Raw genomic sequence first — 13,652 nt, forward strand, 5'->3', positions numbered from 1 at the left:
TCGCTCATGCCGCGCTGAGCTTGGCCATTGTCTCGTCGTCGACTTCGAAGTTGGCGTAGACGCTCTGGACGTCGTCGTCGTCCTCGAGCGTGGCGACCAGCTTCATCAGCGATTGTGCCCGCTCTTCGTCGACCGGAACATTGTTCTGCGGCCTCCAGATCGGCTTCACCGATTCAGCCTCGCCGAGCGCGCCTTCAAGCGCCTTCGACACCTCGCCGAGATTTTCGAAGGCGCAATAGATCGTGTGGCCTTCTTCATCCGACTCCACATCGTCGGCACCGGCTTCGATCGCCGCGTCCATCACCTTGTCGGCGCTGCCGGCCGATGCCGGATAATAGATCTCGCCGGCACGGTCCCACATGAACGACACCGAACCGGTTTCGCCGAGCGCGCCGCCGGCCTTGGTGAAGGCGGCGCGGACGTTCGACGCCGAGCGGTTGCGGTTGTCGGTCAAAGCTTCGACGATGACGGCGACGCCACCCGGACCGTAGCCCTCGTAGCGCACGGCTTCGTAATTCTCGGCATCACCCATCGAGGCCTTGTTGATGGCGCGCTGGATGTTGTCCTTCGGCATCGACACCGCCTTGGCGTTCTGCACGGCAAGGCGCAGGCGCGGGTTCATCGATGGATCGGGCGTGCCGCTCTTGGCGGCAACGGTGATTTCGCGCGCCAGCTTGGAAAACATTTTCGACCGCACCGCGTCCTGACGGCCCTTGCGGTGCATGATGTTCTTGAACTGTGAATGGCCAGCCATGGCACCCCTGTCGTGTTCGGCTAGAGCATCCCGCAGCCAGGTAGATCACCTCGCCTTTTGCAAAATGCTCGAATTCAAATTTCAAAGCGTCCTTGATGCGTCCCGAGGACGTATGGCGCTCTCTGTCGGAATGGCCGGCTTATAGATAAATCGGCTCAATTCGTCCAGCCGCACCGCGCACAGGGCGCATGACAGGGGCTGCTCCAGTCGCTCACGCCTCCAGATCGGACTTCAGCCGGTCGATGATGCTGAGCGCATGGCCGGCATACTGACTGATCCAACGGTCGTGGATCCGCTTGATCGGCAGCGCGTTGAGATGGTTCCAGCGCTCGCGCCCGTCGCGGCGCACGACAATCAGATCAGCCTCTTCCAGCACCTTGAGATGCAGCATGACGGTGCAGCGATCGATATCGGGGAAGGCGTCGCACAGCATGCCGGTGGTCTTCGCCGTGTCCTTCAGCTGATCCAGTATTTCGCGCCGGCGTGGGTGGGCCAGCGCCTTGAAAACATTGTCGTCTTGCGATCGGCTTGACATGTTATATTTCTATAACATATCGTTCGATGGAGCAAGGAAGGAGCTGTGGATATGTCACTCGGATTCAGGGTTTCCGGACGCATCGGCAGGCCGGTCGCCGAAGTCTTCGACGCCGTCGTCAACCCGAAGAAGCTCAGCGGCTATTTCACCACCATCGGCGGCGCCAGCGCGCCACTGGAGGTCGGCGCCGGAGTCGTCTGGTGGGGCAAAGTACCGGTCGAGGTCGACGAAGTGGTCAAGGACAGCCGCATCGTGCTGCGCTGGGATGCCACCGACGCCGACGGTAAGCCGGCCTACAAGACGCGCATCGAGATGAATTTCGAGCCGCTCGACGATGGCGGCACCTTCGTCACCATCGCCGAGAGCGGGTGGCAGGAAGGCGCGGCCGGGCTGAAGAAATCCTACCTCAACTGCGAAGGCTGGTCGCAGATGCTGGCCTGCATGAAGGCCTATGTCGAATACGGTATCAATTTGCGCGACGGCTATTACCGCAGCGAGATGAAGGGCGAACCCGCCAACGAGACCAACATCTGAGTGACGGAGGTAAAGCGATGAAGAAAGTGACGCCATTCCTGATGTTCGAGGGCAAGGCCGAGGAGGCAATGACCCTCTATTGCGAGACCATTCCCGACAGCAGCGTCCTTGACGTCACGCGTTACGGCCCCGGCGAAGACGGCCCGCAAGGAACGGTCAAGCTGGCGCGTGTCTCCATCGCTGGCCTGGAAGTCATGGTCTACAACAGCCCCGTACACCATGCCTTCACGTTCACGCCGTCGGTCTCGTTGTATGTGGACTGTTCCTCCGAAGAGGAGCTGAACCGCATTGTCGAGACGCTGGCAAAGGATGGCGGGTTCCTGATGCCGCCCGACAACTACGGCTTCAGCCGCCGTTTTGCATGGCTCAACGACAAGTTCGGCGTCTCCTGGCAGGTCAACCTGGCATAGCGAGCTGGACAGCAGGAGGCCGGTAAGCACGGGGGCTGACCGCCGGACAAACCAGGGACTGTCTATCGAAGGAAGTTGCCATGGAAATCCACGAAACGCCGACCGCCGAAGCCGGCATGCTGATCCGGCGGCCTGTCGCCGACGTGTTCGAGGCCATCGTCGATCCGGCCGTCACCACGAAATTCTGGTTCACCCACGGCAGCGGCCGGCTGGATAGCGGCAAGGACGTTCGGTGGGAATGGCGCATGTACGACGTCTCGACGACGGTCGTTGTCAGCGACATCGTCGCGAACGAAAAGATCGTCATGCAATGGAGCGATCCGCCGACCACCGTGGTCTGGACCTTCACCAAAATGCCAGGCGAAGCGACCTTTCTCGAGGTTCGCAACTTCGGCTTCGCCGGCAATGGCGACGAGCAGGTGAAAGAGGCCATCGGTTCAACCGGTGGCTTCTCGCTCGTGCTGGCCGGCGCCAAGGCCTGGCTGGAGCAGGGTCTGACGCTGGGCCTGATCGGCGACCGCCACCCGAAGGGTGTGCCGGGGCATTAGGTTTGCCCTGGCGGACCAGCCTCAATGTCCGTCGCCGGACTTCGCCTTCCTGCGCTGTCGCGCCAGCATGTTGAGCCCCTCGACCAGCGCCGAGAAACCCATGGCCGCGTATATGTAGCCCTTGGGCACGTGATAGCCCATGCCGTCGGCGATCAGCGTCATGCCGATCATCAAAAGGAAGCCCAGCGCCAGCATGACGATGCTCGGATTCCTGGCAATGAAGTCCGCCAGCGGCCCCGCCGCCAGCATCATCACGCTGACCGCGACGATCACCGCGATATACATGATGGCGATCTCGTCGGTCATGCCGACGGCGGTGATGATCGAATCGATCGAGAAGACGAGGTCGAGCAACAGGATCTGAAAGATCGCGCCGGCAAGGCTGATCTGCAGCGTCTCGCCCAGCATCGTGTCCTTGTGGTCGTCGGGATCGACCGTGTGATGGATTTCCTTGGTCGCCTTCCAGACCAGGAACAGGCCGCCGGCGATCAGGATCAGGTCGCGCCAGGAAAAACCGTGGCCGAACGCAGTGAATACCGGCATCGTCAGTTGGACGATGACCGAGATGGTGGCGAGCAGCACCAGCCGCATGATCAGCGCCGCCGAGATGCCGAGCCGGCGGGCTCGGGCGCGTTGCGCCTCCGGCAATTTGTTGGTCAGGATCGAGATGAAGATCAGATTGTCGATGCCGAGCACGATCTCCAGCACCACCAGCGTCAGCAGCGCGACCCAGGCCGTCGGGTCGGAAACGAATTGAAAATGCGGCGCGAAAAATCCGATAAGCTGCATGGAGGTCGTTGTCCCCTCTTGTAACGATCTAGAGCAGTGTCGCCGGCAGTTAGGTACTGCACACGCCTATATCAATGTCACGACCAGAAGGACGGCGCGGTTTCCTCCAGCCGCGGGCCGCGACGAAACGGCGCGATCTTCTCGGCCAGCCCGGTGCGGTCGGAAATATCGACGCCGACGCCGCACAATGTCGCCGGTCCAGTCGCTGCCTCGAAACGCCCTTTCGGCACCTTCGACAGGAATCGGTTGAGCGGTTCCTCCTTGTCCATGCCAAGCGATGAATCGTAATCGCCGCACATGCCGGCGTCGGAGATGTAGCCGGTACCGCCGTTGAGGATCTGATGATCGCCGGTCGGCTGGTGCGTGTGGGTGCCGACGACGAGACTGGCGCGGCCATCGACGAAATGCGCGAAGCACATCTTTTCAGACGTTGCCTCGGCGTGGAAGTCGATGACCACGGCATCCGCCTGCTCGCCGAGCGGACAGGCGGCAAGCTCGCGCTCTCCGGCCTGGAATGGATCGTCGAGCTCGGGATGCATGAAGACCCTGCCCATGATGTTGGCGACCAGCACGCGCGCGCCGCTCCTGGCGATGTAGACGCCGGAGCCGCGCCCGGGCGTGCCCTTGGGAAAATTGGACGGCCGCAGGAACCGCTCTTCGCGCGGCGCAAAGGCGAGCGCATCGCGCTGGTCCCAGACGTGGTTGCCGGTGGTGACGACATCGGCGCCGGCCGCGATCGTCTCGCGAAAGATCTCTTCGGTGATGCCGAAGCCACCGGCGGCATTCTCGCCGTTGACGATGACGAAATCGAGCCTGAAGTCCGAAATCAGTCCAGGCAATTGTTCCCACACCGCCGTGCGGCCCGTTTTTCCCACCATGTCACCGAGGAAGAGAAGTCTCATATGATCCCGCACCGAAGGTCAACGAAGCAAAAGCTGCATGACGTCTGCGAAAAGATCATGCGTCCATTTATCTACAATTTTGGCGCGAAGCGGCGCAACCCGCTCTCTGTGAGTATTTCCGTGATGATGACGTCGTGGTCCTCATCCGGCACCAGCGCCACTTCCTGGCAGTCGAAGGCGATGCCGATCAATCGCGGTGGTTTTCCCTTGTCGACCAGCTTGGCGATCGCACGGTCATAATAGCCGGCGCCATAGCCGATGCGATGGCCGCGCGCGTCGAAGGCGGCGAGCGGCACCAGCATCACCGAGGGATCGAGCACCTCGGCTTCTTCGTGCGGGCCGACCGTGCCGAAGCCCATCTCGACCATCGGCGCACCACGCACCAGTTCGCGAAAGACGATGGTGGTCTTGTCGAGGATGGCAGGCAGGCAAAGCCTCGCCCCCTTCTCGCGCAAGGCGAACATCAGTGGCCGAACGTCCACTTCCGACCGCATCGGCCAAAAGCCGGAGACGATCTGGCCCGGCTCGACGCCGAGGTGGTCGCGCGCCGTCTCGGCCATTTCAAGCGCGATCTCCACCCGCCACAACGCATCAAGGGCGTCACGGCGCCCGAGTGCCTCACGACGCAGCTGCTTTTTCAATTCTTTGGGAGAGGTCATGCGGCCAGGATAGAAAAGGGCAGATCTGGATGGAGTCTCGGGAGCGACGTTTTCCACCGCGTCATCCACCGAAATGCGTGGATGCCTCGAAATAAGTGACGATCCACACAACCGGTGGAGAGAGCGATCCCGGGTGCCTACAAAGTAGGTGGGCGCCGTGTGAGAAAACCCACGGGTCTTCCCAGGGACAGCTCCCTAAGGATCGTTAAGGCCCCGGGGAAAATGTTCTCCTGCCGGGAAGCACAGACCGTCATCCTCAATATAGGCCGATGGCAACCCAAGCGCCAGAGAGATGGCGTTCTTTCAGTGCTGGTTCGCGCCATCGCCGCAGCCAACCTCACCCTTGCGCGGACCAGGCCACCTCCTTACGGTCGCCAGGAGTGAACCAGGGAGCGAAAATGCGTTTCGAAGGCACGGCGGCCTATGTCGCCGACAAGGATCTGACGGTGGCGGTCAACGCGGCGATCGCGTTGGAGCGGCCCTTGCTGGTCAAGGGCGAGCCCGGAACCGGCAAGACGGAACTTGCCAGGCAAGTGGCGGCGGCCCTTGGCCTCGATCTCATCGAATGGCACGTCAAGTCGACCACCAGGGCGCAGCAGGGTCTTTACGAGTATGACGCCGTCTCGCGGCTGCGTGACAGCCAGCTCGGCGATATCAGGTTCAACGACATCAGGAATTACATCAAGCGCGGCAAATTGTGGGAGGCGTTCGCCGCCGGCAAGAAGATCGTGCTTCTGATCGACGAGATCGACAAGGCCGACATCGAGTTCCCCAACGACCTTTTGCAGGAACTCGATCGGATGGAGTTCTTCGTCTACGAGACCGGCGAGACCATCCGCGCGGCCGTCCGGCCGATCGTCATCATCACCTCCAACAACGAGAAGGAGCTGCCGGACGCCTTCCTGCGCCGCTGCTTCTTCCACTACATCCGCTTTCCCGACGTCGACACGCTGCACAGGATCGTCGACGTGCACTATCCCGGCATCAAGCAGAGCCTGGTGCGCGCGGCGCTCACCCAGTTCTACGAAATTCGCGACGTGCCCGGCCTGAAGAAGAAGCCGTCGACCTCCGAAGCCCTCGACTGGATAAGGCTGCTGGTCGCCGACGACATCGCGCCGGAGGACCTGCGCGCCGATCCGAAGAACGCATTGCCGAAGCTGCATGGCGCGCTGCTGAAGAACGAGCAGGACGTGCATCTGTTCGAGCGGCTGGCCTTCATGGCGCGAAGGCAGGGGTAGCGCTTTTCCCTGCTGTGGACCGTTGCCGGCAGTCGAACAGGGAGGCAGCTTCGGCAAGAACCTCCGGAGGAAATGAAATGACCGAGATCACCGTCCGCCCGCTTGCGCAGCCCGACCATGCCGACTGGCGCCGCCTGTGGACCGATTACCTTACCTTCTACGAAACCAAGCTGCCGGAAGAGGTCTACGCCGTCACCTGGAAGCGACTGTTCACGACGGGTGAGTTCGAGCCGAAAGGCTTCATCGCCACCCTCGACGGCAAGGCTGTCGGCCTCACCCACTATCTCTACCATCGCTCCTGCTGGGCGGAGCAGAACAACTGCTATCTGCAGGACCTGTTCGCCGACCCCGACGTGCGCGGCAAGGGCATCGGTGCGGCCCTGATCGAGGCCGTGAAACAGGAAGCGGCAAAAACCGGCGTCAAGAACGTCTACTGGATGACGCACGAGACCAACGCGACGGCGCGCAAGCTCTACGACCATGTCGCGCGGCGAACCGGCTTCATCGAGTATGATTTGCTGTAGATAGACCATGTTCATCCCCTTCTTCCTCGAACTGAAGGCCGCACGTGTTCCCGTTTCGCTGCGGGAATATCTGTCGCTGTTGGAGGGACTGGAAGCCGGGCTGGTCGACTACGACGTCGAGGGTTTTTACTATTTGGCCCGCACCGCGCTGGTGAAGGACGAGCGCCACATCGATCGCTTCGACCAGGTGTTCGCGCATGTCTTCAAGGGCGTTGAGGCGCTGGGCGGGCCCGATGCCATCGACGTCGCGAACCTGCCGGAAGAGTGGCTGCGCCGCCTCGCCGAAAAGCACCTGACCGACGAGGAGAAAAAACTGGTCGAGGCGCTCGGCGGCTTCGAAAAGCTGATGGAGACGCTGAAGCAGCGGCTCGAGGAGCAGAAGGGCCGCCACCAGGGCGGCTCGAAATGGATCGGCACCGGCGGCACCTCGCCTTTCGGCGCCTATGGCTACAATCCCGAAGGTGTGCGCATCGGCCAGCATGAAAGCCGCAATCGCCGCGCTGTGAAGGTCTGGGACAAGCGCGAGTTCAGGAATTTCGACGACGCCGTCGAGCTTGGCACCCGCAACATCAAGATCGCGCTGAAACGCCTGCGCCGCTGGGTACGCGAAGGCGCCGAGGAAGAATTCGACCTGCCCGGCACCATCCATGCCACCGCCGAGCACGGCTACCTCGATGTGCGGACGCGGCCCGAACGGCGCAACGCCGTGAAACTCTTGATGTTCTTCGATGTCGGCGGCTCGATGGACGATCACATCAAAAGCGTCGAGGAGCTGTTTTCGGCCGCCCGCGCCGAATTCCGCCAGCTCGAATATTTCTACTTCCACAACTGCCTCTACGAGGGCGTGTGGAAGGACAATCGCCGCCGCCATGCCGAAGTGATTCCGACCTTCGACCTCATCCACAAATACGGCCCGGACTACAAGGTGATCGTCGTCGGCGACGCCTCGATGAGCCCTTACGAGATTGCCCACCCCGGCGGCTCGGTCGAGCACTGGAATCCCGAGGCTGGGGCCGTCTGGCTCGGCCGCCTGCTGCAGCAATGGCCGAACGCGGTGTGGCTCAACCCGGAAGACCAGAAGAACTGGGGCTTTACCCATTCCATCACTATCATCCGCGACATCTTCGGCGGCCGCATGTTCCCGCTGACGCTGGACGGGCTGGAAGGCGCGACGAAGCAGCTGTCGAGGAAGCATTAGTCAGGGTGTCGATACTGGGCAGACGCGTAACAAATGCCTATCTTGGTGCGAATATCCGGTTGCAATCAACAACGAGCCGGCAAGGCTGAGGAGATCAAATGGACACCCACACCTACCCCGTAACCCGCACCGACGCCGAATGGCGCGCCCGGCTGACGCCGGAGCAATATGCGGTCATGCGCGGCCACGGCACCGAGCGGCCGGGAAGCTGCGCTTTGCTCTACGAGAAGCGCGCCGGCACTTTTTCCTGCGTCGGCTGCGATCAGCCGCTGTTCGAATCCAAGCTGAAGTTCGAGAGCGGCACCGGCTGGCCGAGCTTTAACGATCCGGTCCCCGGCTCGGTCGAAAACACCGTCGACCGCAGCTACGGCATGGTGCGCACCGAATGCCACTGCGCCCGCTGCGGCAGCCATCTCGGCCACGTCTTCGAGGACGGCCCGCCGCCGACCGGCCTGCGCTATTGCATCAACGGCGTGGCTCTGAAATTCGAGCCGGCCGCCTGAGCGGCAGGCCCGATTGGCAGGTTTTTGGGAAGGCGGCTTCGGCCGCCTTTTTCATTGGCTGAACAATCGAGAGCCCTGGTCAGATAACGATCGTCAGGATCAGCCACAGCGCGGCACAGAGCATCATCATTGAAGCCTTGGCGCCGCCAATTTTCTCGGCGGTCCGCCAGACGGCCGACATCAGGAAGATGCTATAAGGCACCGGCGCGAAATGCACCGCGAGGACGGCCTCGAGCGGCAGATTCAGTGCGAGCAGAATGAGCGCAGCCACCGACGATGCAATGCTGATCGCCGTGCCAACGAGCACCATGTCGCGCCAGAACAGACGGTCGAGCGGCACCTGGCCAAGCCAGCGCGAGCGGAAGAAATCCGCTAGCACCTGATATCTACCCCTGTCCCAGGACGTCGGTGACGGCGCGCTCGATGCGCGAACATTCCGTCACCAGCCAGTCGGTCATGGCCGGCCAGTTGTCCTCGGCAAAACAGTTCACCCGCCACATCGAATTGATGCCGAGGCCCTCGCAGCTTTGTTCCGGCCTGAGCTTCAGCCTGTCCTCGATCGCCGGCTGGAACGGCTTCAACCGCGACCAGGTTTGCGTGGCACCGAACTTCTCGTTGCGGCCGAAGAAAACGCCGACATGGTTCTGCGCCGGCGCGACATACATGGAAAGGACCAAGGCGAAGTCGGGCATCCCGCGCTGCCAGAACCAGGGTCCGCGCCTCGCCATCAGAGCCCTTTCCTCGGGATGCCGTTCGTCGAACAGCGTCCAGAAGCCGCGATGGCGGAATTCAGAAGCGCGGCGGGCGCCGAAGTCGAATTCGCTCATGGTTCGATGCCCGTTCCAGCATCACGCCCAGGCTGGCTGTTGCCGGCCTTTCAGAGACTGTTTCGAAATTCGCTCTGGCGAGTCATATGGTGGTGGTTTCGAGAACCGGAGCGCAGCGGACTTTCGGATCCGTGAGCACCGGAAGCGCAGAAAACGCCGTCAGATGGCCGCCGGAGTAGAATTTCCAGACAGTCTCTTACACCATGCCGAGCGCGGCCTTGTACAGATCGAGGATGGTTTCCTCCTCCTGGCGCTCGGCCTGATCCTTCTTGCGCAGCCGGATGATGGTGCGCATCGCCTTGGTGTCGAAGCCGGTGCCCTTGGCCTCGGCGAACACTTCCTTGATGTCGTCGGAAATGGTCTTCTTCTCTTCCTCGAGCCGCTCTATGCGCTCGATGAAGGCACGCAGCTGGCCGGCGGCAACAGTCTGGCTGGTCTCGGTGATATCGTCGGCCATGTTTTTCTCCACATCGTTTCTACGCCGCGACTCGGAAAGCATGCCGCGGCTGATTTCAGCGGTTCGATGCCCGACCGGGGGCGGCGGGTCAAGCCGTTATCGACGCGGCATGAAAGGTTGCCGCCAGGTGCGGACAACCCAGGCTCGACAGCCGTTTCTTTCACCCGAAAGCGATCAGCAGATCCTTGGCATCGATCTGGTCGCCGGCCTTGACCAGCACCTCGGCGACCGTGCCGTCGCGCTCGGCATGCAGGGCCGTCTCCATCTTCATCGCTTCGATGGAAAGCAGCACGTCGCCGGCCTTCACCACCTGGCCGGCGGCAACCGAAAGCGCCGAGACGACACCCGGCATCGGCGCGCCGACATGCGCCTCGTTGCCGGGCTCGGCCTTGCGGCGGGCCTTGGCGGCGGACGCGCCATGCGCGCGGTCCGGCACCTTGACGCGGCGCGGCTGGCCGTTGAGTTCGAAGAACACGGTGACCATGCCCTTGTCGTCGACATCGCCGATCGCCAGGCACCGCACCACCAGCGTCTTGCCCTTCTCGATGTCGACGAAGATCTCGTCTTCCGGCTTCATGCCGTAGAAATAGGTCGGCGTCGGCAGCACGCTGACCGGGCCGTAGGTTTCCTGCGCGCCGGCGAAGTCGGAAAACACCTTCGGGTACATCAGCCACGAGGCGAATTCGAATTCGCTGAGCTTGCGTTCGAGCTTGTCTTCGATCTCCTTGCGGCTGGCCTTGAGATCGGCTGCCTTCAGGAGCGAACCTGGCCGCGCCGTGATCGGCTTGTCGCCCTTCAGCGCCTTCTTCTGCAGCGCTTCCGGCCAACCGCCGGGCGACTGGCCGAGATCGCCGCGCAGCATCGAGACGACCGAGTCCGGGAAGGCGATGTCCCTGGCCGGATTCTCGACATCGGCAACGGTCAGGTCCTGGCTGACCATCATCAGCGCCATGTCGCCGACAACCTTGGACGACGGCGTCACCTTGACGATGTCGCCGAACATCAGATTGACGTCGTGATAGGTCTGCGCCACCTCGTGCCAGCGCGTCTCCAGGCCAAGCGAGCGCGCCTGCTCCTTGAGGTTGGTGAACTGCCCGCCCGGCATTTCGTGCAGATAGACTTCCGAGGCCGGCCCCTTGAGATCGCTTTCGAAGGCGGCGTACTGGTTGCGCACCGCTTCCCAGTAGAAGGAGATTTTCCTGATCCATTGCGGGTCGAGGCCCGGATCGCGTTCGGTGCCCTTCAGCGCCTCGACGATCGAACCGAGGCAAGGCTGCGATGTGTTGCCGGAGAAGGCATCCATCGCCGCGTCGATGGCGTCGACGCCGCTTTCCACCGCCGCCAGCACCGTCGCCGCCGACAGGCCCGACGTGTCGTGGGTGTGGAAATGGATCGGCAGGTCGGTCGCCTCGCGCAGCGCCTTGAACAGCACCCGCGCCGCGGCCGGCTTCAACAGGCCGGCCATGTCCTTGACCGCGATGATGTGCGCGCCGGCAGCCTGCAACTCCTTGGCCAGCCCGACATAATATTTCAGGTCGTACTTGGCCCGCGCCGGATCGAGAATGTCGCCGGTGTAGCAGATCGCCGCTTCGATGAGCTTGCCCTCGGCGCCGACGGCGTCCATGGCGACGCGCATGTTCTCGACCCAGTTCAGGCAGTCGAAGACACGGAACAGGTCGATGCCGCCGGCAGCGGCCTGGCGGACGAAATGCTGCACGACATTGTCGGGATAGTTGGTGTAGCCGACGCCATTGGCGCCACGCAGCAGCATCTGCAGCAACAGGTTGGGTGCTGCCTCGCGCACCAGCGACAGCCGCTCCCACGGATCTTCGGTGAGGAAGCGCATGGCGACGTCAAAGGTAGCGCCGCCCCAGCATTCGAGCGACAGCAACTGCGGCAGCGCGCGCGCATAGGTGCCGGCGATGCCGGCGATATCATGCGTGCGTACGCGCGTCGCCAGCAGCGACTGATGACCGTCGCGCATCGTCGTGTCGGTGACCAGCACTTGCCTTTGCTCGCGCATCCAGGCAGCGAATTTCTCCGGTCCCAGCACATCCAGCTTCTGCTTGCTGCCGCTTGGCACATTACCGTTGAGGTAGGGCACGATCGGAGCCGCGGCATCGGCCTTCGGTTGCGGCCGACCACGCGTCTCGGGATGACCGTTGACCGACACGTCGGCCAGATAGTTGATGAGCTTGGTGGCGCGGTCCTGGCGCTTGACCTGCTGGAACAGCTCCGGCGTCGTGTCGATGAACTTGGTCGTGTAGGAATTGTCGGCGAAGCTCGGGTGATTGATGATCGCTTCGAGGAAGGTCAGGTTGGTGGCGACGCCGCGGATGCGGAACTCGCGCAGCGCCCGGTTCATGCGGGCGATGGTTTCGGCCGGCGTCGGCGCCCAGGCCGTCACCTTCTCCAGCAGTGGATCGTAGAAGCGGGTGATGACCGCGCCGGAATAGGCGGTGCCGCCATCGAGGCGGATGCCGAAGCCCGTCGCGCCGCGATAGGCGGTGATGCGGCCATAGTCCGGGATGAAATTGTGCTCGGGGTCTTCCGTGGTGATGCGGCACTGCAGGGCATGGCCGTTCAGCCTGATGTCCTTCTGCGCCGGCACGCCCGATTCCGGCGTACCGATGGCGAAGCCATCGAGGATGTGGATCTGCGCCTTGACGATATCGATGCCGGTCACCTGCTCGGTGACGGTGTGTTCGACCTGGATGCGCGGATTGACCTCGATGAAATAGAATTTTCCGCTGTCGGCATCCTGCAGGAACTCGACCGTTCCGGCGCCGATATAGCTGGTCTCGCAGGCGATCTTCAGCGCATGGCCGCAAAGCTCCTCGCGTTGCGACATTTCGAGATAGGGCGCCGGCGCGCGCTCGACGACCTTCTGGTTGCGGCGCTGGATCGAGCAGTCGCGCTCGAACAGGTGCACGACATTGCCATGTGTGTCGCCAAGCACCTGCACCTCGACATGGCGGGCGCGCTCGATCAGCTTTTCGAGATAGACCTCATCCTTGCCGAAGGCGGCTTTCGCCTCGCGCTTGCCTTCCATGACCTCGCGGGCAAGATCGGCTTCGGAGCGGATGGCGCGCATGCCGCGCCCGCCGCCGCCCCACGATGCCTTCAGCATCACCGGATAGCCGATCTCCTTGGCCAGTTTCTTGACCGTGTCCATGTCGTCCGGCAACGGGTCGGTGGCGGGGATCACCGGCACGCCGACCTCGATGGCGAGATTGCGTGCGGCAACCTTGTTGCCGAGCCGGCGCATCGTGTCCGGCTTCGGTCCGATGAAGGTGATGCCGGCTTCGGCACAGGCCTCGGCGAATTCAGGGCTTTCCGACAAAAGCCCGTAACCCGGATGGATGGCATCGGCGCCCGAAAGCCTGGCGACGCGGATCACTTCCTCGATCGACAGATAGCTTTCGATCGGCCCCATATCCCTGGTCAGATGTGGCCCACGCCCGACCTGGTAGCTTTCGTCGGCCTTGAAGCGGTGCAGCGAGTATTTGTCCTCCTCCGCCCAGATCGCCACGGTTTTAAGGCCAAGTTCGTTGGCCGCGCGAAAGACGCGAATGGCGATTTCGGACCGGTTGGCGACAAGGATCTTCGTGATGGCCAAGGACTGGGCTCCAGCAGCGGAAGGGAAGAGAAATCGGCGCCATGATTAGCGCGAAAATGCTGCAGTGCAAACAAAATCCACGCGAATTTAAACCGATTTAAATCGAATCTTTGCAGCAAAGACCGTCGCATTCGCGCGGACGCGCAAGAAAGCGC

General features: G+C 62.5%; 16 protein-coding genes and 1 other RNA gene. 7 read left to right on the forward strand and 10 right to left on the reverse strand.

The genetic code is table 11. The features are described 5' to 3' along the window. Window positions 1-4 precede the first annotated feature (4 nt). A complete protein-coding gene (locus tag BLS48_RS15275) occupies window positions 5-754 on the reverse strand; it encodes a YebC/PmpR family DNA-binding transcriptional regulator (RefSeq protein ID WP_091578823.1) in 750 nt (249 codons plus the stop codon). 211 nt (window positions 755-965) lie between these two features. Next, complete coding sequence (locus tag BLS48_RS15280; protein ID WP_091578825.1) at window positions 966-1,289, reverse strand: ArsR/SmtB family transcription factor; 324 nt, start codon at window positions 1,287-1,289, stop codon at window positions 966-968. A gap of 51 nt (window positions 1,290-1,340) precedes the next feature. Here BLS48_RS15280 and BLS48_RS15285 point away from each other — a divergent pair, with 51 nt between their 5' ends. The 3 genes from BLS48_RS15285 to BLS48_RS15295 all read left to right on the forward strand — a co-directional run bounded on the left by BLS48_RS15285 (window position 1,341) and on the right by BLS48_RS15295 (window position 2,781). Beyond that, the gene (locus tag BLS48_RS15285; protein WP_091578826.1) at window positions 1,341-1,823 is read left to right on the forward strand and encodes an SRPBCC domain-containing protein; all 483 of its coding nucleotides are present in this window, start codon (window positions 1,341-1,343) and stop codon (window positions 1,821-1,823) included. 17 nt (window positions 1,824-1,840) lie between these two features. Further along, window positions 1,841-2,233, forward strand: a complete 393-nt coding sequence (locus BLS48_RS15290) for a VOC family protein (protein WP_091578828.1) — start codon at window positions 1,841-1,843, stop codon at window positions 2,231-2,233. Window positions 2,234-2,313: 80 nt separating this feature from the next. Beyond that, on the forward strand, window positions 2,314-2,781 hold the full coding sequence (locus BLS48_RS15295) for an SRPBCC family protein (protein ID WP_091578829.1): 468 nt from the start codon (window positions 2,314-2,316) through the stop codon (window positions 2,779-2,781). 21 nt (window positions 2,782-2,802) lie between these two features. Here BLS48_RS15295 and BLS48_RS15300 read toward each other — a convergent pair whose 3' ends face one another. The 4 genes from BLS48_RS15300 to ssrS form a co-directional block, all read right to left on the reverse strand. Next, window positions 2,803-3,570, reverse strand: coding sequence for a TerC family protein (locus tag BLS48_RS15300; RefSeq protein WP_091578831.1), 768 nt, complete (start codon window positions 3,568-3,570; stop codon window positions 2,803-2,805). Between the two features lie 77 nt (window positions 3,571-3,647). Then, window positions 3,648-4,472, reverse strand: coding sequence for a TIGR00282 family metallophosphoesterase (locus BLS48_RS15305; RefSeq protein WP_091578833.1), 825 nt, complete (start codon window positions 4,470-4,472; stop codon window positions 3,648-3,650). A gap of 71 nt (window positions 4,473-4,543) precedes the next feature. Further along, window positions 4,544-5,131: a 5-formyltetrahydrofolate cyclo-ligase gene (locus tag BLS48_RS15310; RefSeq protein WP_091578835.1), complete on the reverse strand. Its 588-nt coding sequence runs from the start codon at window positions 5,129-5,131 to the stop codon at window positions 4,544-4,546. Between the two features lie 96 nt (window positions 5,132-5,227). Further along, window positions 5,228-5,383, reverse strand: a non-coding RNA gene (gene ssrS, locus BLS48_RS15315) — 6S RNA. A 146-nt stretch (window positions 5,384-5,529) separates the two neighbouring features. On the opposite strand from ssrS, the gene BLS48_RS15320 reads away from it, so the two are divergent. From BLS48_RS15320 to msrB, 4 genes are all read left to right on the forward strand, one after another. Beyond that, complete coding sequence (locus BLS48_RS15320) at window positions 5,530-6,369, forward strand: AAA family ATPase (protein ID WP_091578836.1); 840 nt, start codon at window positions 5,530-5,532, stop codon at window positions 6,367-6,369. Window positions 6,370-6,446: 77 nt separating this feature from the next. Then, a complete protein-coding gene (locus BLS48_RS15325) occupies window positions 6,447-6,893 on the forward strand; it encodes a GNAT family N-acetyltransferase (protein ID WP_091578838.1) in 447 nt (148 codons plus the stop codon). A 7-nt stretch (window positions 6,894-6,900) separates the two neighbouring features. After that, window positions 6,901-8,091 carry a vWA domain-containing protein gene (locus BLS48_RS15330; RefSeq protein WP_091578839.1) on the forward strand — a complete coding sequence of 397 codons (1,191 nt, stop codon included), beginning with the start codon at window positions 6,901-6,903 and terminating at the stop codon, window positions 8,089-8,091. Between the two features lie 98 nt (window positions 8,092-8,189). Then, complete coding sequence (msrB, locus tag BLS48_RS15335) at window positions 8,190-8,594, forward strand: peptide-methionine (R)-S-oxide reductase MsrB (protein ID WP_013529102.1); 405 nt, start codon at window positions 8,190-8,192, stop codon at window positions 8,592-8,594. 79 nt (window positions 8,595-8,673) lie between these two features. Here the strand turns inward: msrB and BLS48_RS15340 are convergent, their stop codons facing one another. From BLS48_RS15340 to pyc, 4 genes are all read right to left on the reverse strand, one after another. Next, entirely contained in the window at window positions 8,674-8,973 is a 300-nt protein-coding gene (locus BLS48_RS15340; RefSeq protein ID WP_091578841.1) for a hypothetical protein, read from the reverse strand. Window positions 8,974-8,980: 7 nt separating this feature from the next. Further along, window positions 8,981-9,421 (reverse strand): hypothetical protein, encoded by a 441-nt coding sequence (locus BLS48_RS15345; RefSeq protein ID WP_091578843.1) that lies wholly within the window; start codon window positions 9,419-9,421, stop codon window positions 8,981-8,983. 196 nt (window positions 9,422-9,617) lie between these two features. Further along, window positions 9,618-9,878, reverse strand: a complete 261-nt coding sequence (locus BLS48_RS15350) for a DUF2312 domain-containing protein (RefSeq protein ID WP_027027312.1) — start codon at window positions 9,876-9,878, stop codon at window positions 9,618-9,620. A gap of 160 nt (window positions 9,879-10,038) precedes the next feature. Continuing rightward, entirely contained in the window at window positions 10,039-13,497 is a 3,459-nt protein-coding gene (gene pyc, locus BLS48_RS15355; protein WP_091578844.1) for a pyruvate carboxylase, read from the reverse strand. Between the last annotated feature and the right edge of the window lie 155 nt (window positions 13,498-13,652).

It is taken from the genome of Mesorhizobium qingshengii (assembly GCF_900103325.1).
Classification (GTDB): Bacteria; Pseudomonadota; Alphaproteobacteria; order Rhizobiales; family Rhizobiaceae; genus Mesorhizobium; species Mesorhizobium qingshengii.

What these genes read in the sequence shown, in the direction of transcription:
- BLS48_RS15275 (WP_091578823.1), bottom strand. Translation starts at nt 754, where the DNA reads ATGGCTGGCCATTCACAGTTCAAGAACATCATGCACCGCAAGGGCCGT.
- BLS48_RS15280 (WP_091578825.1), bottom strand. Translation starts at nt 1,289, where the DNA reads ATGTCAAGCCGATCGCAAGACGACAATGTTTTCAAGGCGCTGGCCCAC.
- BLS48_RS15285 (WP_091578826.1), top strand. Translation starts at nt 1,341, where the DNA reads ATGTCACTCGGATTCAGGGTTTCCGGACGCATCGGCAGGCCGGTCGCC.
- BLS48_RS15290 (WP_091578828.1), top strand. Translation starts at nt 1,841, where the DNA reads ATGAAGAAAGTGACGCCATTCCTGATGTTCGAGGGCAAGGCCGAGGAG.
- BLS48_RS15295 (WP_091578829.1), top strand. Translation starts at nt 2,314, where the DNA reads ATGGAAATCCACGAAACGCCGACCGCCGAAGCCGGCATGCTGATCCGG.
- BLS48_RS15300 (WP_091578831.1), bottom strand. Translation starts at nt 3,570, where the DNA reads ATGCAGCTTATCGGATTTTTCGCGCCGCATTTTCAATTCGTTTCCGAC.
- BLS48_RS15305 (WP_091578833.1), bottom strand. Translation starts at nt 4,472, where the DNA reads ATGAGACTTCTCTTCCTCGGTGACATGGTGGGAAAAACGGGCCGCACG.
- BLS48_RS15310 (WP_091578835.1), bottom strand. Translation starts at nt 5,131, where the DNA reads ATGACCTCTCCCAAAGAATTGAAAAAGCAGCTGCGTCGTGAGGCACTC.
- BLS48_RS15320 (WP_091578836.1), top strand. Translation starts at nt 5,530, where the DNA reads ATGCGTTTCGAAGGCACGGCGGCCTATGTCGCCGACAAGGATCTGACG.
- BLS48_RS15325 (WP_091578838.1), top strand. Translation starts at nt 6,447, where the DNA reads ATGACCGAGATCACCGTCCGCCCGCTTGCGCAGCCCGACCATGCCGAC.
- BLS48_RS15330 (WP_091578839.1), top strand. Translation starts at nt 6,901, where the DNA reads ATGTTCATCCCCTTCTTCCTCGAACTGAAGGCCGCACGTGTTCCCGTT.
- msrB (WP_013529102.1), top strand. Translation starts at nt 8,190, where the DNA reads ATGGACACCCACACCTACCCCGTAACCCGCACCGACGCCGAATGGCGC.
- BLS48_RS15345 (WP_091578843.1), bottom strand. Translation starts at nt 9,421, where the DNA reads ATGAGCGAATTCGACTTCGGCGCCCGCCGCGCTTCTGAATTCCGCCAT.
- BLS48_RS15350 (WP_027027312.1), bottom strand. Translation starts at nt 9,878, where the DNA reads ATGGCCGACGATATCACCGAGACCAGCCAGACTGTTGCCGCCGGCCAG.